Source organism: Microbacterium sp. No. 7, from assembly GCF_001314225.1.
Taxonomy (GTDB): Bacteria; Actinomycetota; Actinomycetes; order Actinomycetales; family Microbacteriaceae; genus Microbacterium.
Genome location: NZ_CP012697.1, coordinates 738,916 through 759,745, shown reverse-complemented (window position 1 = coordinate 759,745; position 20,830 = coordinate 738,916). Strand labels below are relative to the sequence as shown.

Annotated in this window: 20 protein-coding genes; all 20 read right to left on the bottom strand. The window is 69.3% G+C overall.

The features are described 5' to 3' along the window. Positions 1–2: 2 nt before the first annotated feature. Positions 3–371 (bottom strand): 50S ribosomal protein L14, encoded by a 369-nt coding sequence (gene rplN, locus AOA12_RS03380; protein WP_029145868.1) that lies wholly within the window; start codon positions 369–371, stop codon positions 3–5. Beyond that, complete coding sequence (gene rpsQ / locus AOA12_RS03375; RefSeq protein ID WP_054680154.1) at positions 368–682, bottom strand: 30S ribosomal protein S17; 315 nt, start codon at positions 680–682, stop codon at positions 368–370. Before rpsQ ends, rplN begins: the two co-directional genes overlap by 4 nt. Beyond that, on the bottom strand, positions 682–990 hold the full coding sequence (gene rpmC / locus AOA12_RS03370) for a 50S ribosomal protein L29 (protein WP_054680151.1): 309 nt from the start codon (positions 988–990) through the stop codon (positions 682–684). The genes rpsQ and rpmC overlap by 1 nt, the downstream gene beginning before the upstream one ends. After that, a complete protein-coding gene (gene rplP, locus AOA12_RS03365) occupies positions 990–1,409 on the bottom strand; it encodes a 50S ribosomal protein L16 (RefSeq protein WP_054680148.1) in 420 nt (139 codons plus the stop codon). Before rplP ends, rpmC begins: the two co-directional genes overlap by 1 nt. Further along, a complete protein-coding gene (gene rpsC / locus AOA12_RS03360) occupies positions 1,409–2,161 on the bottom strand; it encodes a 30S ribosomal protein S3 (RefSeq protein WP_054680145.1) in 753 nt (250 codons plus the stop codon). Before rpsC ends, rplP begins: the two co-directional genes overlap by 1 nt. Then, entirely contained in the window at positions 2,161–2,553 is a 393-nt protein-coding gene (gene rplV, locus AOA12_RS03355; protein ID WP_054680142.1) for a 50S ribosomal protein L22, read from the bottom strand. Before rplV ends, rpsC begins: the two co-directional genes overlap by 1 nt. A 40-nt stretch (positions 2,554–2,593) precedes the next feature. Then, the gene (gene rpsS / locus AOA12_RS03350) at positions 2,594–2,875 is read right to left on the bottom strand and encodes a 30S ribosomal protein S19 (protein ID WP_054680138.1); all 282 of its coding nucleotides are present in this window, start codon (positions 2,873–2,875) and stop codon (positions 2,594–2,596) included. Between the two features lie 12 nt (positions 2,876–2,887). Further along, positions 2,888–3,727: a 50S ribosomal protein L2 gene (gene rplB / locus AOA12_RS03345; RefSeq protein WP_054680135.1), complete on the bottom strand. Its 840-nt coding sequence runs from the start codon at positions 3,725–3,727 to the stop codon at positions 2,888–2,890. Between the two features lie 24 nt (positions 3,728–3,751). After that, on the bottom strand, positions 3,752–4,072 hold the full coding sequence (gene rplW / locus AOA12_RS03340) for a 50S ribosomal protein L23 (protein ID WP_054680131.1): 321 nt from the start codon (positions 4,070–4,072) through the stop codon (positions 3,752–3,754). Then, the gene (rplD, locus tag AOA12_RS03335) at positions 4,069–4,731 is read right to left on the bottom strand and encodes a 50S ribosomal protein L4 (protein WP_054680130.1); all 663 of its coding nucleotides are present in this window, start codon (positions 4,729–4,731) and stop codon (positions 4,069–4,071) included. The genes rplW and rplD overlap by 4 nt, the downstream gene beginning before the upstream one ends. Before the next feature lie 2 nt (positions 4,732–4,733). Continuing rightward, positions 4,734–5,393, bottom strand: coding sequence for a 50S ribosomal protein L3 (gene rplC, locus AOA12_RS03330; RefSeq protein ID WP_054680129.1), 660 nt, complete (start codon positions 5,391–5,393; stop codon positions 4,734–4,736). 11 nt (positions 5,394–5,404) lie between these two features. Further along, positions 5,405–5,713: a 30S ribosomal protein S10 gene (gene rpsJ / locus AOA12_RS03325; RefSeq protein WP_005050520.1), complete on the bottom strand. Its 309-nt coding sequence runs from the start codon at positions 5,711–5,713 to the stop codon at positions 5,405–5,407. Between the two features lie 472 nt (positions 5,714–6,185). Then, positions 6,186–12,428, bottom strand: a complete 6,243-nt coding sequence (locus AOA12_RS03320) for a DUF7927 domain-containing protein (protein ID WP_156366370.1) — start codon at positions 12,426–12,428, stop codon at positions 6,186–6,188. Positions 12,429–13,079: 651 nt separating this feature from the next. Next, entirely contained in the window at positions 13,080–14,036 is a 957-nt protein-coding gene (locus AOA12_RS03315) for a hypothetical protein (protein ID WP_156366369.1), read from the bottom strand. 336 nt (positions 14,037–14,372) lie between these two features. After that, positions 14,373–14,600, bottom strand: coding sequence for a hypothetical protein (locus AOA12_RS03310; protein WP_054680119.1), 228 nt, complete (start codon positions 14,598–14,600; stop codon positions 14,373–14,375). Positions 14,601–14,770: 170 nt separating this feature from the next. After that, complete coding sequence (gene tuf, locus AOA12_RS03305) at positions 14,771–15,961, bottom strand: elongation factor Tu (protein WP_054680116.1); 1,191 nt, start codon at positions 15,959–15,961, stop codon at positions 14,771–14,773. Positions 15,962–16,099: 138 nt separating this feature from the next. Then, positions 16,100–18,214, bottom strand: a complete 2,115-nt coding sequence (fusA, locus tag AOA12_RS03300) for an elongation factor G (RefSeq protein WP_054680113.1) — start codon at positions 18,212–18,214, stop codon at positions 16,100–16,102. A 71-nt stretch (positions 18,215–18,285) separates the two neighbouring features. After that, entirely contained in the window at positions 18,286–18,756 is a 471-nt protein-coding gene (gene rpsG, locus AOA12_RS03295; protein ID WP_054680110.1) for a 30S ribosomal protein S7, read from the bottom strand. Between the two features lie 5 nt (positions 18,757–18,761). After that, positions 18,762–19,130: a 30S ribosomal protein S12 gene (gene rpsL / locus AOA12_RS03290; RefSeq protein WP_013584051.1), complete on the bottom strand. Its 369-nt coding sequence runs from the start codon at positions 19,128–19,130 to the stop codon at positions 18,762–18,764. A 256-nt stretch (positions 19,131–19,386) separates the two neighbouring features. Further along, entirely contained in the window at positions 19,387–20,790 is a 1,404-nt protein-coding gene (locus AOA12_RS03285; protein ID WP_054680106.1) for a DUF5684 domain-containing protein, read from the bottom strand. Between the last annotated feature and the right edge of the window lie 40 nt (positions 20,791–20,830).

Here is a 20,830-nt window from a genome sequence, read left to right as displayed (position 1 = left end):
GATCAGATGACCTCCGGGGCCAGCGAGACGATCTTCATGAACTTCTTGTCGCGAAGCTCACGGCCGACCGGCCCGAAGATGCGGGTGCCGCGGGGCTCCCCGTCGTTCTTCAGGATGACGGCGGCGTTCTCGTCGAACTTGATGTACGACCCGTCGGCGCGACGGGTCTGCTTGACGGTGCGGACGACGACGGCCTTGACCACGTCGCCCTTCTTCACGTTGCCGCCCGGGATCGCGTCCTTGACGGTCGCCACGATGACGTCGCCCAGACCGGCGTAACGGCGGTTCGAGCCACCGAGGACGCGGATCGTGAGCAGCTCCTTGGCGCCCGTGTTGTCGGCGACCTTGAGGCGGGACTCGTTCTGAATCACTTGGCCTTCTCCAGAATCTCCACCAGACGCCAGCGCTTCGTGGCGCTCAGCGGGCGGGTCTCGTTGATGAGCACGAGGTCGCCGATGCCGGCGGTGTTGCCCTCGTCGTGCGCCTTGACCTTCGAGGTGCGGCGGATGACCTTGCCGTAGAGCGGGTGCTTCACGCGGTCCTCGACCTCGACGACGATCGTCTTGTCCATCTTGTCGCTGACGACGTAGCCGCGGCGGGCCTTGCGGTAGCCGCGGGCGTTCGCGTCGCGAACGTCGTGCTCGCCGTGGACGACCTCGTCGGCCTGCTTCTTCTCAGCCATCACTCGGCCTCTTCCTTCGCGACCTCGTCGGCGGCATCCGCCTTCTTGGCCTTCTTCTTCGTCGCCTTGGTCTCGACGGGCGCGGGCGTGGCACGGATGCCGAGCTCGCGCTCGCGGATCACGGTGTACAGCCGCGCGATGTCGCGCTTGACGGCGCGGATGCGGCCGTGGTTGTCGAGCTGGCCGGTGGCCGACTGGAAGCGCAGGTTGAACAGCTCCTCCTTGGCCTTGCGCAGCTCCTCGACCAGGCGCTGGTCTTCGAACGTGTCGAGCTCGCTCGTGGCGAGCGTCTTGGTGCCGACGGCCATTACGCGTCGCCCTCCTCGCGCTTGATGATGCGTGCCTTGAGCGGCAGCTTGTGGATGGCACGGGTCAGGGCCTCACGAGCGAGCTGCTCGTTGACGCCGGCGACCTCGAACAGGACGCGACCCGGCTTGACGTTGGCGACCCACCACTCCGGCGAGCCCTTGCCCGAGCCCATGCGGGTCTCGGCGGGCTTCTTCGTGAGCGGACGGTCGGGGTAGATGTTGATCCACACCTTTCCGCCACGCTTGATGTGACGCGTCATGGCGATACGAGCGGACTCGATCTGACGGTTCGTCACGTAGGCGGGCGTGATGGCCTGGATGCCGAACTCGCCGAAGGTGACCTTCGTGCCACCGGTGGCCTGGCCCGAGCGACCCGGGTGGTGCTGCTTGCGGTACTTGACCTTGCGGGGGATAAGCATCAGGCAGACGCTCCTTCTGCGACGGGGGCCTCGTTGCGGGGGCCACGACGGCGGTCGCCACGGTCGTCGCGACGCGACTTCGGTGCGTTGGCCTGCTCGCGAGCAAGCTCCTTGTTGGTGAGATCGCCCTTGTAGATCCAGACCTTCACGCCGATGCGGCCGAAGGTGGTCTTGGCCTCGTAGAAGCCGTAGTCGATGTTCGCGCGCAGCGTGTGCAGCGGCACACGGCCCTCGCGGTAGAACTCCGAGCGGCTCATCTCGGCGCCGCCGAGGCGGCCCGAGACCTGGATGCGGATGCCCTTGGCGCCGGCGCGCTGCGCGCCCTGCAGGCCCTTGCGCATCGCGCGGCGGAAGGCCACGCGGGCGCTGAGCTGCTCGGCGATGCCCTGGGCGACCAGCTGGGCGTCGGCCTCGGGGTTCTTGACCTCGAGGATGTTCAGCTGGATCTGCTTGCCCGTGAGCTTCTCGAGGTCGGCGCGGATGCGCTCGGCCTCGGCGCCACGGCGGCCGATCACGATGCCCGGACGGGCCGTGTGGATGTCGACGCGAACGCGGTCACGCGTGCGCTCGATCTCGATACGGCTGACGCCCGCGCGGTCGAGCTGCGTCTGCAGCAGCTGGCGGATCTTGACGTCCTCGGCCACGTAGTCGGCGTAGCGCTGGCCCGGCTTCGTGGAGTCGGAGAACCAGCGGGACACGTGGTCCGTGGTGATGCCGAGGCGGAAGCCGTAGGGGCTGACTTTCTGTCCCATTACTTGCTCGCCTTCTTGTTCTTGGCGCCGGCCTCGGCCAGCTCGGGCGTGGCCAGGACCACGGTGATGTGGCTCGTGCGCTTCTTGATCTGGAACGCACGACCCTGCGCGCGGGGCTGGAAGCGCTTGAGCGTCGTGCCCTCGTCGACGTACGCGTTCTTCACGTACAGGTCCTGCTCGTCCAGGTACTCGCCGTCCTTGTCGGCCTTGACGCGCGCGTTGGCGATCGCCGAGGCGACGAGCTTGCCGATCGGCTCGCTGGCGCTCTGCTGAGCGAACTTCAGGATGGCCAGGGCCTCCTGAGCCTGCTTGCCCTTGATGAGCGCGACGACACGACGAGCCTTCTGAGGGGTCACGCGGATGTGCTTGACGCGTGCGATGGATTCCACCATGTGTCTTCCTCCTCCTGTCTCTCTCTGGAGCGCCCCCGCGTCAGCGGCGGCGGCCCTTCTTGTCGTCCTTCTCGTGGCCGCGGAAGGTGCGGGTGGGCGCGAACTCGCCCAGCTTGTGGCCGACCATGGTCTCGGACACGAACACGGGGATGTGCTTGCGTCCGTCGTGCACGGCGATGGTGTGACCCAGCATGGCCGGGATGATCATCGAACGGCGCGACCAGGTCTTGATGACGTTGTTGGTGCCGGCTTCGTTCTGCGCGACCACCTTGCGAAGCAGGTGCTCGTCGACGAAGGGGCCCTTCTTCAGGCTGCGAGGCATCTTCCTCTACTCCTACTTCCGCTTCTTGCCGGCGTTGCGACGGCGAACGATGTACTTGTCGCTTTCCTTGTTGGCGTGGCGGGTACGGCCCTCGGCCTGACCCCACGGCGACACGGGGTGACGACCACCGGACGTCTTGCCCTCACCACCACCGTGCGGGTGGTCGACAGGGTTCATCGCGACACCGCGCACCGTCGGGCGGACGCCCTTCCAGCGCTTGCGGCCGGCCTTGCCCCAGTTGATGTTCGACTGCTCGGCGTTGCCGACCTCGCCGATCGTCGCGCGGCAGCGCGCGTCGACGTTGCGGACCTCGCCCGAGGGCAGGCGCAGCTGGGCGTACGGGCCGTCCTTCGCCACGAGGCGAACGCTGGCACCGGCGGAGCGGGCCATCTTGGCGCCGCCGCCGGGACGGAGCTCGATCGCGTGGATGACCGTACCGGTGGGGATGTTCTTCAGCGGCAGGTTGTTGCCGGGCTTGATGTCGGCGCCGGGACCCGACTCGACGATGTCGCCCTGCTTCAGCTTGTTCGGCGCGATGATGTAGCGCTTCGTGCCGTCGGCGTAGTGCAGCAGCGCGATGCGCGCGGTGCGGTTGGGGTCGTACTCGATGTGGGCGACCTTGGCGTTGATGCCGTCCTTGTCGTTGCGACGGAAGTCGATCACGCGGTACTGGCGCTTGTGGCCGCCACCGATGTGACGGGTCGTGATGCGACCCTGGTTGTTGCGACCGCCGGTCTTCGACAGGGGGCGCAGCAGCGACTTCTCGGGGGTCGATCGCGTGATCTCGGCGAAGTCGGCCACCGACGAGCCGCGGCGTCCCGGGGTCGTGGGCTTGTAGTTGCGAATAGCCATTCTCGTAGTCCTCTATCCCGCCGGTCAGCCGACGGCCGTGAAGATGTCGATGGAGCCCGACTTGAGCGTCACGATGGCGCGCTTGGTGTCCTTGCGCTTGCCCGTGCCGAAGCGGGTGCGACGGGCCTTGCCCGCGCGGTTGAGGGTGTTGACCGCGGCGACCTTGACGCCGAAGATCTTCTCGATGGCGAGCTTGATCTCGGTCTTCGAGGCGCGGGGGTCGACGAGGAAGGTGTACTTGCCCTCGTCGATGAGCCCGTAGCTCTTCTCGGAGACGACCGGCTTCAGGATGATGTCGCGCGGGTCCTTGTTCAGGGCGTTCTGCAGAACGTTGTCCTGGGTCATGCCGAGACCTCCTCGGTGGCGCCCGTCTTCGCTGCGACGAACGCGTCGAAGGCGGCCTTGGTGAAGACGAGGTCGTCGCTGCGGACGACGTCGTAGGCGTTGAGCTGGCCGAACGTCAGCGTGTGCACGTACGCGAGGTTGCGCACGCTGAGCGCGGTGACGTCGTCGTCGTTCGTGATGACGACGAGGACGTTCTTCGTGGCGCCGAGCTGCTCGAGAACGGCCGCGGCGGCCTTCGTCGAGGGCTTGCCCTCGATGCCGAACGAGTCGATGACGTGCACGCGCTCGCCGCGGACACGGTCGCTGAGCGCGCCGAGGAGCGCGGCGGCGATCATCTTCTTGGGCGTGCGCTGCGAGTAGTCGCGCGGCTTGGGGCCGTGCACGATGCCACCGCCGGTGTGCTCCGGTGCGCGCACCGAGCCCTGACGCGAGTTGCCCGTGCCCTTCTGCTTGAAGGGCTTGCGGCCCGAGCCCGAGACCTCACCGCGACGCTTGGTCGAGTGGGTGCCCTGGCGAGCCGCCGCGAGCTGCGCGACGACGACCTGGTGGATGAGCGGGATGTTCGTCTTGACGTCGAAGAGAGCGGCGGGCAGCTCGACCGAGCCGGCCTTCTTGCCGTCTGCCTTCACGACGTCGAGCGCGATAGTGGAGTCAGCCATGGTCAGGCACCCTTCACTGCGTTGCGGACGTAGACGATGCGGCCGCGCGCGCCGGGGACGGCGCCCTTGACGAGCAGCAGACCCTTCTCGGCGTCGACGGCGTGCACCGTGAGGTTGAGGACGGTCACGCGCTCGCCGCCCATGCGGCCGGCCATGCGCATGCCCTTGAAGACGCGGCTCGGGGTCGCCGAGGCGCCGATCGAACCGGGCTTGCGGTGGTTGCGGTGCGCACCGTGCGAGGCCGAGACGCCCTTGAAGTTGTGGCGCTTCATGACACCCGCGGTGCCCTTGCCCTTGCTCGTGCCGACGACGTCGACGAGCTGGCCGGCCTCGAACGTCCCGTCGACCGTGAGCTCCTGACCGAGTGAGTAGTCAGCGGCGTCCGCGGTGCGGATCTCGGTGACGTGACGACGGGGCGTCACGCCGGCGGCCTCGAAGTGGGCGGTCAGCGGCTTGTTGACCTTGCGCGGGTCGATCTGGCCGGCGGCGATCTGAACGGCGCTGTAGCCGTCCTTCTCCGGGGTGCGCAGCTGGGTGACCACGTTGGGGGCCACCTCGATGACGGTGACGGGAACGAGCTTGCCGTTCGCGTCCCAGACCTGGGTCATGCCCAGCTTCGTGCCGAGCAGGCCCTTGGAAACCTTTTCGTTGATGTGTGCCATGGTCGTCGTCCTCAGAGCTTGATCTCGATGTTGACGTCGGCCGGCAGGTCGAGACGCATCAGCGAGTCGACGGCCTTGGGCGTCGGGTCGATGATGTCGATGAGGCGCTTGTGGGTGCGCATCTCGAAGTGCTCGCGGCTGTCCTTGTACTTGTGGGGCGACCGGATGACGCACACGACGTTCTTCTCGGTCGGCAGGGGCACGGGGCCCACGACAGTCGCGCCCGCACGGGTCACGGTGTCGACGATCTTGCGCGCCGACGTGTCGATGACCTCGTGGTCATACGACTTCAGGCGAATGCGGATCTTCTGTCCCGCCATTGCTCACTCTCTTTCCGCGTCGTACCTCTGGGGCATTGGACGCACATGACGCTGTTCGCGTCGGGCACTCGCCGTCTTCCGGGTGGGAACACGACTGCGCACCACTGTTTGGCTGTCAGGCCCGATCCCCCGCGCACGCGCGGAACCCGTTTCCGGGTGAGATCGGAGGTGATGTTCTGCTGCCCGCGGCCTAGGACCTTGCGCTCACGCTGTTCGCTGGTGCGTTCTGCGTGTGCGCCGCCTATGCACTGCCCTGGCAGTGATCCCGCACGCGCGCTGGCGCGCACGCAGGAATGTGGAACCTGACTAGTCTACGTGTCGCCCGGGCGTGTCGCAAACCCGGGCGTGTCGCGCTCCCCCGCATCGCACCCCCAGACGCCGAGATGACGCCGAGATGGTGGGTTTCTCGACGAGAAACCCACCATCTCGGCGTCACCGGCGTGCGCGGCGCTGGGCGCGGCGCACGGTCCGGCTACTCGGCGCGGCGGCGTCGGGCGGCCAGCACGCTCCCGGTGCCGGCGGCGAGGGCGAGCAGCCCGAAGCCGATCAGCGAGGTCGCGATCGCACCGCCGGTGCCGGCGAGGCCGCCTCCGGTGCCGCCGCCCGTGCCCGGCGTGGGCGTGGGGCTCGGCGACGGTCCGACGCTCGGCGTCGGCGACGGGCTGGGCTCCGGCGACGGGCTGGGCCCGGGGGTCGGGCTCGGCGTCGGCGACGGGCTCGGCGTGGGCGTCGGGCTCGGCTCCGGCGGCGTGGGCGTCGGCGTGGGCCGCGGCTTCTCCGGCGTCGGGTGCTCCGTCGTCAGGCAGTCCTCGCGTCCCTCGGGGCACGTCGGCGGGATGTCGCCGTCGGGCGTCACCACGTTGCGCAGCAGCACGCTCCACGCGTTCGCGTTGACCTTGACCTGGTACGAGACGGTGGCCGTCTCGCCCGGCTGCAGCTCCGGCACGATCCAGACCAGCTCCGTGCCGCTCAGCGCGGCGTCGGCCGGCGGATCGGTCACGATGCTGCCCTCGACGAACGTCGCGTTGTCGAGCACGTGCGACAGGTCGTCCACCACCCGCTGCGGCGGCAGCACGGCGTTCGACGTGTTGGTCGCGGTGAGCGTGTAGGTGATGACCGTTCCGGGCTGCACGGTGGTCCCCGACACCGGGTCGGCGTCCTTCACGAGCGTCCACGAGGGCGTGTGGTGCTCCGTCGTGCGGCAGTCCGGATCATTCTCCGGGCAGTCGCCCGGCGGGATCTCCCCGCCCGGGGTCACGACGTTGCGGATCGTCACGCCCACGGCATCCGCGTTCACGACGACCTGATACGAGACGGATGCCGTCTCGCCGTCCGCCAGCGTCGGGATCGCCCAGGTGAGGGTCGTGCCGTTCACCGTCAGCGCCGGGTCGAGGGGCTCGACCAGCTCCGCGTTGTCCAGCACGTTCGACAGGTCGTCGATCGCCGACACGCCCTCCAGCACCGCCCCGTTGCCCGACGTGTTCGTCGCGGTGAGGGTGTAGGTGACCGTGGAGCCCGGCAGGACGGTCGAGCCCGAGGCCGGGTCAGCGTCCTTCACGAGCGTCCACGACGGCGTGTGATGCTCCGTCGTGCGGCAGTCCGGCGCATCCTCCGGGCAGTCGCCCGGCGGGATCTCCCCGCCCGGGGTCACGACGTTCCGAATGGTCACGCCAACGGCATCCGCGTTCACGACGACCTGGTACGAGACGGATGCCGTCTCGCCGTCGGCCAGCGTCGGGATGGTCCACGTCAGCGTGGTGCCGCTCAGCGACAGCGCCGGGTCGAGGGGCTCGACCAGCTCCGCGTTGTTCAGCACCGCCGAGAGGTCGTCGATCGCCGACACGCCCTCCAGCGGCGCGCCGTTGCCCGACGTGTTGGTGGCGGTCAGGGTGTACGTCACCGTGGAGCCGGGCAGCACCGTCGAGCCCGATGCGGGGTCGGCGTCCTTCACGAGCGTCCACGACGGCGTGTGATGCTCCGTCGTGCGGCAGTCCGGCTCGTTCTCCGGGCAGTCGCCCGGCGGCACGTCGCCGCCCGGCGTGACCACGTTGCGGATCGTCACGCCCGTGGCATCCGCGTTCACGACGACCTGGTACGAGACGGATGCCGTCTCGCCGTCCGCCAGCGACGGGATGGTCCACGTCAGCGTCGTGCCGCTCAGCGACAGCGCCGCGTCGAGCGGCTCCACCAGCTCCGCATTGTCCAGCACCGCCGAGAGGTCGTCGATCGCCGACGCCCCTTCGAGCACCGCCCCGTTGCCCGACGTGTTCGTCGCGGTCAGCGTGTAGGTGACCGTCGAGCCCGGCAGCACCGTCGAGCCCGACACGGGGTCGGCGTCCTTCGTCAGCGTCCACGAGGGCGTGTGGTGCTCCGTCGTGCGGCAGTCAGGATCTTCCTCCGGGCAGTCGCCCGGCGGCACGTTGCCCGTCCCCGTCACGACGTTGCGCAGGGTCACGCCCGTGGCATCTGCGTCGACGGTCACCGTGTAGGTGAGCGTCTGCGTCGTCGCCAGCGTGCCGACGTTCCACACGAGCGAGGTGCCCGACGGCGACGCCGTCCCCTGGCTCGCCGTCACGTCGCCGAGCTGCGCGTGATCGAGCACGGCCGACAGGTCGTCGGTGATGACGACGTCCGTCGCCGGCACGCCCGCGCCCGGCACGGCCGTCACGGTGTACGTGATCGTGTCGCCCGGCTGCACCGTCGATCCCGACGCGGGGTTCGACGACTTCCAGAACGTCCACTCCGGCGGGGTCGCCGTGTTCGTGAACGTGCAGGTGACGTGGTCGCCGAGGTTCACCGTCACGACGGGTTCGTCGGTCGACACCCCCGCGATCTGCTGTCCCCGTGCGTCGACACAGACGAGGCCCGTGAGCACGTAGCCCTGCGGTCCCGTCGACTCGCTCAGCGTGAACGAGCCGACCGGGACGACCGCGCCGGTCACCGCGGCGGCGCCGGAGACGCCCGAGATCGTCGTCGGGCCGTCGGCCGTCAGCGTCCAGTCGGCCGGCGTCGCCGTGCCGCCCGTGTCACCGTTGCGCACCTCCTTGACGAGGGTGAGCTTCGGCGGCGTCGCGGTGTTCGTGATCTCGCAGACCACCGTGCCGCCCGTCGGCACCGTCACGGTCGACCCCGAGAGGGTGCCTCCCGTGCACGTCCACGCGCTCGCGTCGAAGCCGCCGGGGCCCTGCTCGCTCAGCGTGTACTGACCCGAGAACACCTGCTGCGTGACCGTGCCGGCTCCCGACACCGCGGCCTGGCCGGGGATGCCGACGGGCGTCGCCGTCAGCGTCCAGTCGGCGGCCACGGCATCCGTGTCGACGCCGTTCTTGTCGACGTGCTTGATGAGCGTGAGCTGCGACGGCTTGTCGGTGTTGACGATCGTGCAGGTCACGTCGGCGCCCGCCGCGAGCGTGACCGACGAGCCCGTGAGCTCGAAGGTGCCCTTGGCGGCCTCACACGTCCACGACGTCTTCACCTGCCAGGTGCCCGCCACGGCGGCCGAGGCCGACTCCGAGAGGGTGTACGCGACGCCGGTCACGACCGTGCCGCTCGCCCCGCCCGCGCCGCTCAGTCCCGGCGCGCCCTGCGGGCCGGATGCCGACAGCGTCCACTCCGTGGGCAGCGCCGAGCCGCCGTACTGCGGCTGCACGACCTTCACGAGGGTGAGCGTCGGATGCGTGCGCGCACAGACCTCCACCTCGGCGCTCGCGGAGAGCGGCGCGGTCTGCGTGCCGATGCCGGTCAGCGACGCCGTGTTCGGATAGTCGACGCACTCGCCCGCGGGCGCAGTGAGCGTGCGCGAGTAGGTGAACGTCTTGCCGCCCGGCACGCTCGCGGTGCGGTCGCCCACGGTCGGGTACTTCGCCGCGAACTCCGGCGCCGTGTCGGTCACGACGGTCGTCGCGTCGGTCGTCGTCGACGGCGACACGCCCACGAAGGTGACCGGCGCCGTGCCCGCCGCCGTGCCGGACGTGCCCGGCAGCGCGGCCGTGTCCCACGTCACCGTCGCGGTGTTGGTGCCCGCGGCGGGACGCTCGGTGCCCGGGTAGAGACAGCTGTAGCCGATGTCGATCGACCCGGATGCCGGGACGACGTGCGCCTGGCCCTGGGCCGGCGGGCTCACCGTGCACGTCGCACCCGGCAGCACGTCGGCGACCGACGCGAGGCTCACGGCGACGTCGTTGGGGTTCGTGACCGTGATCATGCCGGTGACGCGGAAGTTGCCGTCCTTCGCCGCCGACGGCGTCGCCGTGACGGTGTAGTCGAAGGTCGCCGACTGGCCGGGGTCGACCGTGGCCGACTCCTTGTTCGCGGTCTTCGTGATCGTCCAGTCGTAGTCGCGGTCGAACGTGGGCACGGCGGTCTTGCTCACCGTGAGGTCGTCGTTCTCGATGACCGGGGCGTTGACGTAGCGCACCGTCAGGCGGTCGCCGGACTGCACCTCGATGGGCGAGGTCGTCGCCGAGCTCAGATCGGTCCAGGTCGTCACGCCGTTGCGGACGAGCCCGACCTTTCCGCTCTGGAAGGCGTACGACGTGCCGCCGATGGTACGCGGCGTCTCCTCCGAGATCGTGACGGTCGCGACGTCATCCGCGTCGGCGAACCGGATGGTCCAGGTCGCCGGCGCCGCCGCGGTCGCGCCCGTGTTCTGCGTGAGCCCGCTCGGGGTGATCGTCGCGCCGGCCGGCAGCGTCGGGTCGATCGTCATCGGCCAGCCGCCCTGCCAGACCTCCTGGCCCTTGTCGTCGAGGATGTACTTCTCCACCTCGATCGGCACCTGGCAGGTGAGGCCGGCGGCGAGGCCGCGCAGGATCGACTCGAGCTCGGAGAAGTCGCCCGTGAAGTAGTCCTGGTTGAGCGTCGGACCCGAGATCGCCTGCAGGTTCGGGGCCGAGCCGCCCGGGAGCGCGACGCCGACGCCCCACACCGGGACGCCTGCCTGCTTGATCGCGTTCGCCGAGAGCACGGCGTGCTCGACGTGCGCGACGCGCACGCTGTCGACCGAGCCGAAGCGGCTCGCCGTGGGCGCGCCGTCGGTGACCATGAGCACGACGTCGAGGCTCGCGAAGCCGGGGGCGTCGAGCCGCATGGTCTCGAGGCCGTCATCCCAGTTCGTCGCGTTGACGTAGTTGCCCGCCGTCGTGAGGTACGCGTACATCGCATCGGCGAGCGTGCTCGTCGCGGGACCGCTCAGCGCCGACCGGTAGGTGCCGGTCGAGTTGAACGTGACCGTCTCGATGTTCACGCCGCCCACCGCGGCGAGCGTGTTGATCACACCGCGCATCGCGCTCGCGTACAGCGGCCGCTCCTGCGCGTCGATCGAGCCCGACAGGTCGAGCACGAACCCGATGTTCAGCCCGGCCGAGCACTGCGGCTCGACGCCGGGGTTGAACAGCGCGTTGGTCGTGCGGCCGATGGTCGTGAACGCCGTCGACGAGGTCGCGGGCACCGTCACGGTGTTGTTCGCCTGCAGCTGCGGCGTGCGGCCCGGGTAGTGGACGTTGCTCAGCGCGCCGGTCGCCGACCCGGTCGCGATGTCGGGGGTGAAGGTGCCGGCCGCGGGCGATCCCGGGGCCGGGGGCAGCTCGACGACCCAGAACTGGGCGTTGCGGTTCGCGCCGCCGTTCTGGGTGTTCGGAACCGCGATGTCGCACGACGACTCTCCGGCCGCGATCTCGCACGAGGTCGTGCCGGACACGCGCACGCCGTCGGGCTGCGACGAGCCGCCGCCCTGCAGCTCGAACCGCGCACCCTCGAGGTACGCCGTGGAGTAGCCGTTCTGGCCGCTGCGCAGCACCGCCTTGTTCACGCGCACGACGGTCGTCGTGGACGTGGGCTCGAGGGCGAGGGTCGTCAGGGTCTGGGCGGTGGAGCGGCTCTGCGCGTCGCGCTGGCCGCCGGGGTTCGCATCGCCGCCGGTGTCCTTGACCTCGTCGTCGGCATCGTCGTCGGTCGTGCCCTCGTCGGCGGGGCCGGTGGGCTGCGGGGTGGGCGCGGAGAACTGCCGCCCGAACGTGCGGAAGAGCTCCTCGCCGCCGGGCTGCGTCGCGCCGGGGGTCGGGGTGACGTCCGCGGGGGTCGGGGTGGCCGGGGCCGGCGTCGGATCGGCGGGGGCCGGTGTGGGCGTCGGATCGGCGGGCGTCGGCGTGGGGCCGGGGTCGCCGGTCCCACCGGGCGCGGCGTCGCCGGAATCCCCGGCATCCCCGTCGGCGAGCGCGACGAGCGCCAGCGTGGTGAAGGGGCCGTCGGCCGTCACCGGCGCGAGATCCTGCCATGCGGCGTCCTCGCCCACGACGAAGCCGTCGGCGACGGACGGGCGGATGCCGTAGGTCTCGGCCGCGTCGACCGTCACGGCGTCGTCGAAGGCGAGGCGCTCCACGACGAAACGTCCCGGGGCGGCATCGAGATCGTCGCCCGCGTACCCCTCCTGGCCGGTGTTGTCGGCGACGGCGACGTGCGCGTCGGGCTCCCCGGCCCGTCGCACCTCGACCGTGGCACCACCGACGGGCGTGCCCTCGGCATCCACCACCTGCCAGCGCAGCGCGACGGGCTCGGTGAGGGACTCGACGGCCGCGGCGGCCGGCACCACCCCCGCGAGCATCATCGTGCTGGTCGCGACGACGCTCAGGAGCGCGGATACACGCGTTCTCCAGGAGCGGCGGGCGGGTGCGAACGGCGGCTTGCCGCGAACGGGTACGCGTGGATCCTTCGACATGGTTCTCCCCTGGGACCTTGATCACCTCGGCACGTCGAACGATCACCCCGTGGCGGTCGCCCGTCTGGGGGCACGGGCGACCGTCATGGGGTCGTCGCCTATATGGACGAGGCGATCAACTCTTCATGAGCGCGCATTCGGGTCACGCGCTCATGTTCCCGTCGTCCGTCTTGGGGTCGGACGACCGGCTTTTCGCGGCTGTGCGATTCGGGTTGCACGGCCGCGCTCTGTCTGATTTCTCGTTCGGGTCGAGAAACCAGTGTGTGATTGTTGGATGCCGTATGGATAAGACTCGACCTTGAGCAATGCAAATGATGCATCCGCGCGACAGGCTACACCCACCCGAGACGCCGCAACAGTGGTTCATACCGAACGCGCCAAAACCTGTTGTTTCCCACTCCCGACCGTTGTTTCACCGCTTTTCCCTGTGGTTTCCCACGGGCGGATGCGTCATCCCACGCCGCCGTGGCGCCGGGCTCCCGCGGGTCCCCGCCGCGTGACGGTGAGTCCGTCCGGAGCCGAGACGGCGGGTTCAGCGCCGAGATGGTGAGTTCTGCGCCGAGACGGTGGGATTCTCAGCGAGATGGTAGGGCGGGATCGGGACAAAACGCACCTGCTCGGCGGGAAAGTCACCATCTCGGCGAAAGGGGGTCACGTGCCAGGGAGGCCGAGAGAGCGGAGATAGGAAGCGAATTCGTCGATCGTGGGCATTCTGTCGAATCCCCAGCGGTCGCAGCGCCAGCCTGTCACGGCACGCACCTGGCTTTCGCGAATCTCCTGTTCGGCCAAGACCTCATCGACGGTCCGCCCCTGCAGAATGTCGGCGTCCGTGTATTTCGACTTCCCGTCGAATTCCGCCCACCGGCCTAAACGCGGCCAGGCGAAATCGAGAAGAGCGAACCTGCCGTCGGGCAGTTCGATCCGATATTGCAGCTCCGGCGCAGGAAGTCCGAGCTGCCACATCCAGAGCCGCGATATGCTCTCGCCCGGCAACTGCGCACGCCCGTCCGCGAACTCGGCGACGAAGCGCGCGGTGCGGATGCCACGGGCGCCGACGTTGCGCTCGATGCGCCGCCACACGAGCTCGCGAAACGCCTCCGCAGCCGCCAGGTCGTAGGTGCGCGTGTCGTCATCCCACGCCACCTGCCGGAGCGCGGCGTCGAAGCACACGACCGCCGCCTCGATCGGCACCGCACGGATCACGTCGTAGACGGTGCGGTCGAGCGAGGTGACCCGGCATCCGTCGATCACGACGACGTCCTGCTCGCCGAGACCCCGGTGGTGTCGTACGACGTCCTTGCCGTTCTTGCGCGACGTGCGGCCGGGCACGATGACGTCGACGCGCTGGGAGGATGCCCGGTACACGGGCAGTCCGTGCATGGCGGCGGCGCTCTGCAGCGCCACGGCCGTCAACGGATTGCCGATGCGCGGCGCGATCGCGGCGACGCGCGTGCGCAGCCGGCCGTCGGCGAACAGGAGGTCCCATTCGGAGGTGAGCGTGTGCGCGCCGTTGCGCAGGCGCGTCAGCGCCACGGCATCCATTCCTCGGGATGCCAGCGGATGGACGGGATGCCGCGTGACGATGCGGGCACGATGCGGTCTGGTCATCCCCCGACTGTGCCCTGTCGCAGACGCCCGGATTCCCAGAGGAACCCGATATGTGCACAACTCCCCCGCATTCGCCCCCTGTGGACAACTCCCCCTATTCGCGCCCAGCGCACGCGAGATGGTGCCCTTTTCGCCGAGATGGTGGGTTCTTCGGCGATACGGTGACCGCCATTTCGGCGAGAAACCCACCATCTCGGCGAGAAACCCACCATCTCGCGGGGGATGGAACGGCGGCGGGGCGGAACCAACCGGGGGGGGGCGAACGCGACCCGGGGGCCGCACGACGACGGAGGGGTGGATGCCGTGGCATCCACCCCTCCGGGGAATCCGATGACGTCAGTCGTTGCCGACGGACTTGTCGAGCTTCTCGGCGACGTCGTCGATCTTGTCGTGGTGCTCGCCCGGGATGATCTTCTTGGCGAAATCGGCCACGCCGCCGATGATCTTGTCGCTGATCTCCTCGGCCTTGTCGCTCTTGAGCGCCTCCTCGACCTTCTCCTTGTTCTGCTCGAACAGGTCCTTGCCCTTGTTGACCGCGTCGCCGATGCTCTCTTCGATACCCATCGCGGGCTCCCTCCCAGAGGTCTGATGCGCCGGCCAGGTGGCACGGCGCCTCCCATTCTGCCCCTTCGCCCTGCACCGCGGAAGCGTCATGACACCCCGCGTCGCAGACTCACGGCGAACGCAGAAGAGCCCCCGGGATGACCCGGGGGCTCTTCGTGCTGACGCAGAGGTTACTTGACGACCTTGGTCACCGTGCCGGCGCCGACGGTGCGGCCACCCTCACGGATCGCGAAGCCGAGGCCCTCTTCCATGGCGATGGGCTGGATGAGGTCGACCTTCATGTCGGTGGTGTCACCGGGCATGACCATCTCGGTGCCCTCGGGCAGCGTGATGACGCCGGTCACGTCCGTGGTACGGAAGTAGAACTGCGGGCGGTAGTTCGTGTAGAAGGGGTTGTGGCGGCCACCCTCCTCCTTGGAGAGGATGTACGCGGTGCCCTCGAACTCCGTGTGGGGCGTGATCGAGCCGGGCTTCACGACGACCTGGCCGCGCTCGACGTCCTCACGCTTGGTGCCGCGGAGCAGCAGACCACAGTTCTCGCCGGCCCAGGCCTCGTCGAGCTGCTTGTGGAACATCTCGATGCCCGTGACGGTCGTCTTCTGCGTCGGGCGCAGACCCACGATCTCGACCTCGGAGTTGATGGCCAGCGTGCCACGCTCGGCGCGGCCCGTGACGACGGTGCCACGACCGGTGATCGTGAAGACGTCCTCGATGGGCATGAGGAACGGCTTGTCACGGTCACGCTCGGGGTCCGGAACGCTGTCGTCGACGGCCTGCATGAGCTCGAGGATCGACTGCACCCACTTCTCGTCGCCCTCAAGGGCCTTGAGCGCCGAGACGCGGATGACCGGCACCTCCTCGTCGAAGCCCTGGCCGGCGAGCAGCTCGCGGACCTCGAGCTCGACGAGCTCCAGGATCTCCTCGTCGTCGACCGCGTCGCTCTTGTTCAGCGCGACGAGCAGGTAGGGCACGCCGACCTGCTTGGCGAGCAGGACGTGCTCACGCGTCTGAGCCATCGGACCGTCGGTGGCGGCGACCACGAGGATCGCGCCGTCCATCTGAGCGGCACCGGTGATCATGTTCTTGACGTAGTCGGCGTGGCCGGGGGCGTCAACGTGCGCGTAGTGGCGCTTCGGGGTCTCGTACTCGATGTGCGAGATGTTGATCGTGATACCGCGCTGACGCTCCTCGGGAGCCGAGTCGATCGACGCGAAGTCACGCTGCACGTTGGTGGGCGACGGGTAGGTGTCAGCGAGCACCTTGGAGATCGCTGCCGACAGCGTGGTCTTGCCGTGGTCAACGTGCCCGATCGTGCCGATGTTGACGTGCGGCTTGGTCCGCTCGAACTTGGCCTTAGCCACTGGGTCCTCCTCAGGACGGTCGTGTAGAGGTCACGGGCGCCGGATTGCGACCGTTCGTCTACGGGGATTGGTTCAGTCTACTTGTATGCAGTTGTGAGTCTGGTGGCGGATGCCGGGATCCCGGCATCCGCCCGGCGATTACTCGCCCTTGGCCTTCTGGACGATCTCGTCGGCGACGGCCTTGGGGACCTCGGCGTACGAGTCGAACTCCATCGAGTACACGGCGCGGCCCGAGGTCTTCGAGCGCAGGTCACCGATGTAGCCGAACATCTCCGAGAGCGGCACGAGGGCGCGCACGACCTTGACGCCCGCGGCATCCTCCATCGACTGGATCTGGCCGCGACGCGAGTTCAGGTCGCCGATGACGTCGCCCATGTACTCCTCGGGCGTGCGCACCTCGACGGCCATGAGCGGCTCGAGCAGCACGGGGCTGGCCTTGCGCGCAGCCTCCTTGAAGCCCATCGAGCCGGCGATCTTGAACGCCATCTCCGACGAGTCGACGTCGTGCGAGGCGCCGTCGACGAGGGTCGCCTTGACACCGACCATGGGGTAGCCGGCGAGCACGCCGACCTGCATGGCGTCCTGGAAGCCCTGGTTCGTGGGCTCGATGTACTCGCGCGGGATGCGGCCACCGGTGACCTTGTTCTCGAACTCGTACGTCTTGTCGGCCGTGACCTCGATCGGCTCGATCGCGAACTGGATCTTCGCGAACTGACCCGACCCACCGGTCTGCTTCTTGTGCGTGTAGTCGTGACGCTCGACGGCCTTGCGGATCGTCTCGCGGTAGGCCACCTGCGGCTTGCCAACGTTGGCCTCGACCTTGAACTCGCGCTTCATGCGGTCGACGAGGATGTCGAGGTGCAGCTCGCCCATGCCCTTGATGGTCGTCTGACCCGTCTCGGGGTTGAGCTCGGTGCGGAACGTCGGGTCCTCTTCGGCGAGCTTCTGGATCGCCAGACCCAGCTTCTCCTGGTCGGCCTTGGTCTTGGGCTCGATCGCGACCTCGATGACGGGCTCGGGGAACGTCATCGACTCCAGCACGACCTGCTTGTCGGGGTCGCACAGGGTGTCGCCGGTCGTGGTGTCCTTGAGACCGATGACGGCGTAGATGTTGCCCGCCGTGACCGAGTCGACCGGGTTCTCCTTGTTGGCGTGCATCTGGAAGATCTTTCCGATGCGCTCCTTCTTGCCCTTGGTCGAGTTGACGACCTGCGCACCCGACTCGAGGTGACCCGAGTAGACGCGGATGTAGGTGAGGCGTCCGAAGAAGGGGTGCACCGCGACCTTGAACGCGAGGGCCGCGAACGGGTCGGACGCGTCGGGACGACGCTCGATGATCTTCTCTTCGTCCTTGGGGTCGTGCGCCTCGATGGCGGGCACGTCCAGGGGCGAGGGCAGGTAGTCGACGACCGCGTCGAGCATGGGCTGCACGCCGCGGTTCTTGAACGCCGAGCCGCACAGCACGGGGTACTGCTCGCCCGCGACGGTGAGCTTGCGGATGGCGCCCTTGATCTCGGCGACCGACAGCTCCTCGCCGCCGAAGTACTTCTCCAGCAGCGCCTCGTCGCTCTCGGCGACGGCCTCGAGCAGCTTCTCGCGGTACTCGGCGGCCTTGTCGGCGAGGTCGGCGGGGATCTCCTGCACCTCGTACTTGGCGCCCATCGTCACGTCGCCCTTGGCATCGCCGGGCCACACGAGCGCGCGCATCTCGACGAGGTCGATGACGCCGACGAAGTCGTTCTCGGCGCCGATCGGCAGCTGCAGCACGAGCGGCGTGGCGCCCAGGCGGCTGACGATCGTGTCGACCGTGAAGTAGAAGTCGGCGCCCAGCTTGTCCATCTTGTTGACGAAGCAGATGCGGGGCACGTCGTACTTGTCGGCCTGGCGCCACACCGTCTCGGACTGGGGCTCGACGCCCTCCTTGCCGTCGAAGACGGCGACGGCGCCGTCGAGCACGCGCAGCGAGCGCTCGACCTCGACCGTGAAGTCCACGTGGCCGGGGGTGTCGATGATGTTGATCTGGTTCTTGTTCCAGAAGCAGGTCACGGCGGCCGACGTGATCGTGATGCCGCGCTCCTTCTCCTGCTCCATCCAGTCGGTGGTCGAGGCGCCGTCGTGGGTCTCGCCCAGCTTGTGGTTGACACCCGTGTAGAACAGGATGCGCTCGGTCGTCGTCGTCTTGCCGGCATCGATGTGCGCCATGATGCCGATGTTGCGGACCTTGTTCAGGTCGGTGAGCACTTCTTGTGCCACGGGGGTTCCTCTCGGTGAGACGGGAAAGGATGCCGGGGGCCCGGGTGGCGCCCCCGGCATCCGTCAAGCTGTTACCAGCGGTAGTGCGCGAAGGCGCGGTTCGACTCGGCCATCTTGTGGGTGTCCTCGCGGCGCTTCACCGCGGCACCGAGACCGTTCGAGGCGTCGAGGATCTCGTTCTGCAGACGCTCGGTCATCGTCTTCTCACGACGGCCCTTGGCGTAGCTGACGAGCCAGCGCAGCGCGAGCGTGTTGGCGCGGTGCGGCTTGACCTCGACGGGCACCTGGTAGGTCGAGCCGCCGACGCGGCGGCTCTTGACCTCGAGGGTGGGGCGCACGTTGTCGAGCGCCTTCTTGAGCGTGGCGACGGCGTCCTGGCCCGTCTTCGCCTCGACGCCCTTGAGGGCGCCGTAGACGATCGACTCGGCGAGCGACTTCTTGCCGTCGACGAGGATCTTGTTCACCAGCTGGGTGACGATCGGGGCACCGTAGACCGGGTCGTTGACGACGACGCGGCGGGGTGCCGGTCCCTTGCGAGGCATCTAGCTCAACCCTTCTTCGCGCCGTAGCGGCTGCGGGCCTGCTTACGGTTCTTGACGGCCTGGGTGTCCAGTGCGCCGCGGACGATCTTGTAGCGCACGCCGGGGAGGTCTTTCACACGACCGCCGCGGACGAGCACGAGCGAGTGCTCCTGCAGGTTGTGGCCCTCGCCGGGGATGTAGGCGGTGACCTCGGTGCCGTTGCGGAGCTTGACACGGGCGACCTTGCGCATCGCCGAGTTCGGCTTCTTGGGCGTGGTCGTGTAGACACGGGTGCAGACACCCGCCTGCTGCGGGTTCGACTTCAGGGCGGGCGCCTTGGTCTTCGAGACCTTGGGCGAACGTCCCTTGCGAACCAACTGCTGAATGGTTGGCACGTTCTCTCCTTGTTGTGCCGCGCGGAGCCTCGGCTCCTCGCGGGTGCTGCACGGTGACAGCGTTCGTGGTTTCACCACAGATCCACCGGCACGGGAGCGCCCGCGCCGTTCGGTGGTGGATATGCCGTGGGGGTCGCCTGTTCGCAGACGGATCCCGGTTCGTGCGCCGACACGCCGTGCGCGCACAGCGCAAGACGTGTGTGAACACACCCGCTCAATGATACGCGCGCGAGGGCGGCCGGTCAAACGGCGGCGATCAGGCGCGGACCAGGCGAAAGCGCTCGTCGCCGAGCTGGAACTCGGAGCCCTCGGCGAGCGGCGCCGCGGCCGACACCTCGACGTCGCGGCCGGCGGCGTCGCGCACGAGCACGCCGTTCGTCGACCCCAGGTCGACGATGATCCAGCCGTTCTCGGTGTGCTCCATTCGCGCGTGCGTGCGCGAGACCGTGCGACCGGGATCGGCGACGGCGAGCAGCTGCGCGGCGGGATGCGAGGGGTCGTGCTGCGGACGCCGGCCGAGCACGACGACATCGGCCGTGAGCGGCAGCGTCTCGCCCGTCGCCGTGACGAGGCCCCAGTGCGGACGGTGCCGGTGTGAGAGCATCGTGCGGTCGTCGACGCCGGGCACGGGCGCGGCATCCGTCCCGCCGGCGTCCGGGGCATGCGGGGCATGCGACGCGGCCGACGTCGCACGGCGCGGGGAGCCGGCGGCGGGCGCGCCGGCGATCGCGGAGACCTCGCCGCTCAGCTCGTCGGCGCCGAGCGGATCGGCGGGCGAACGGCGCGGCGCCCACTGCTCGTCGTCGTCGGTGATCCGCACGGGCGGCCGCCGGTCGGCGCGCAACGCCTCCTCGGCGCCGACGGCGGACCGTGCCGAACGGCGCAGCGGCGGGTCGTCGGGGCGGAGCAGCTCGGGGCGGGACGGCTCGGACGCGGGATACGACGCGGCGGCGGGCTGAGACGGCTCCGATGTCGGATGCGACGCGGTGGCGGGCCCGGACGGCTCCGCCGAGGGCGTCGGCGCACGCGGCGTCGTGAGCGGCGGCACGAGCACGGGCGGCGCGATGGATGCCGGCTCCTCCGGCACCGTCTCCTCCGCGATCTTCAGGACGGGGGCGGTCGGCGGCGAGACCGGCTCGGGCGACGGCGGCGGCGCCCACTGGCTGCGCGCCTCGCCCTCGGCCGCGGCGAACGGGAACGCGGGCACCGACGAGCGCGGCACGGTCGCGGTGTCGACGTCGAGGTCGTCGTCGGCGGGGTCCCACGTGAGCTCCGCGCCCGGCGCCCGGCGGAGCCGCTCGGTGCCGAAGCCGACGATCGTCGCCCACACGACGGGCACGAGGGCCGCGACGACGATCATGCCCGCGCCGTATCCGAAGACCGCGCCGACGCGGCGGGCCGCCAGCACGAAGACGACGAGCAGCGCGAACGGACCGACCGCCGGGATCAGCACCACGAGCACGAGCCAGGGGTTCAGGTCGGCCCGCTGCAGCAGCGTCGCGACGTTCAGCAGCGGCACCCACGCGCGCCACTCCTCCGCGCCGAGCCGGCGGAACACCGCGGCGAGCGCGATCGACATCCACACGTACAGCGCGAGCCCGACCACCGACCCCAGCAGCACGGTCACGAGGATCGCGGCGGGGTCGAGGCTCGGATCCATGGCATCCAGCCTAGACGCGGCCGGGTCGACGCCCCCGCAG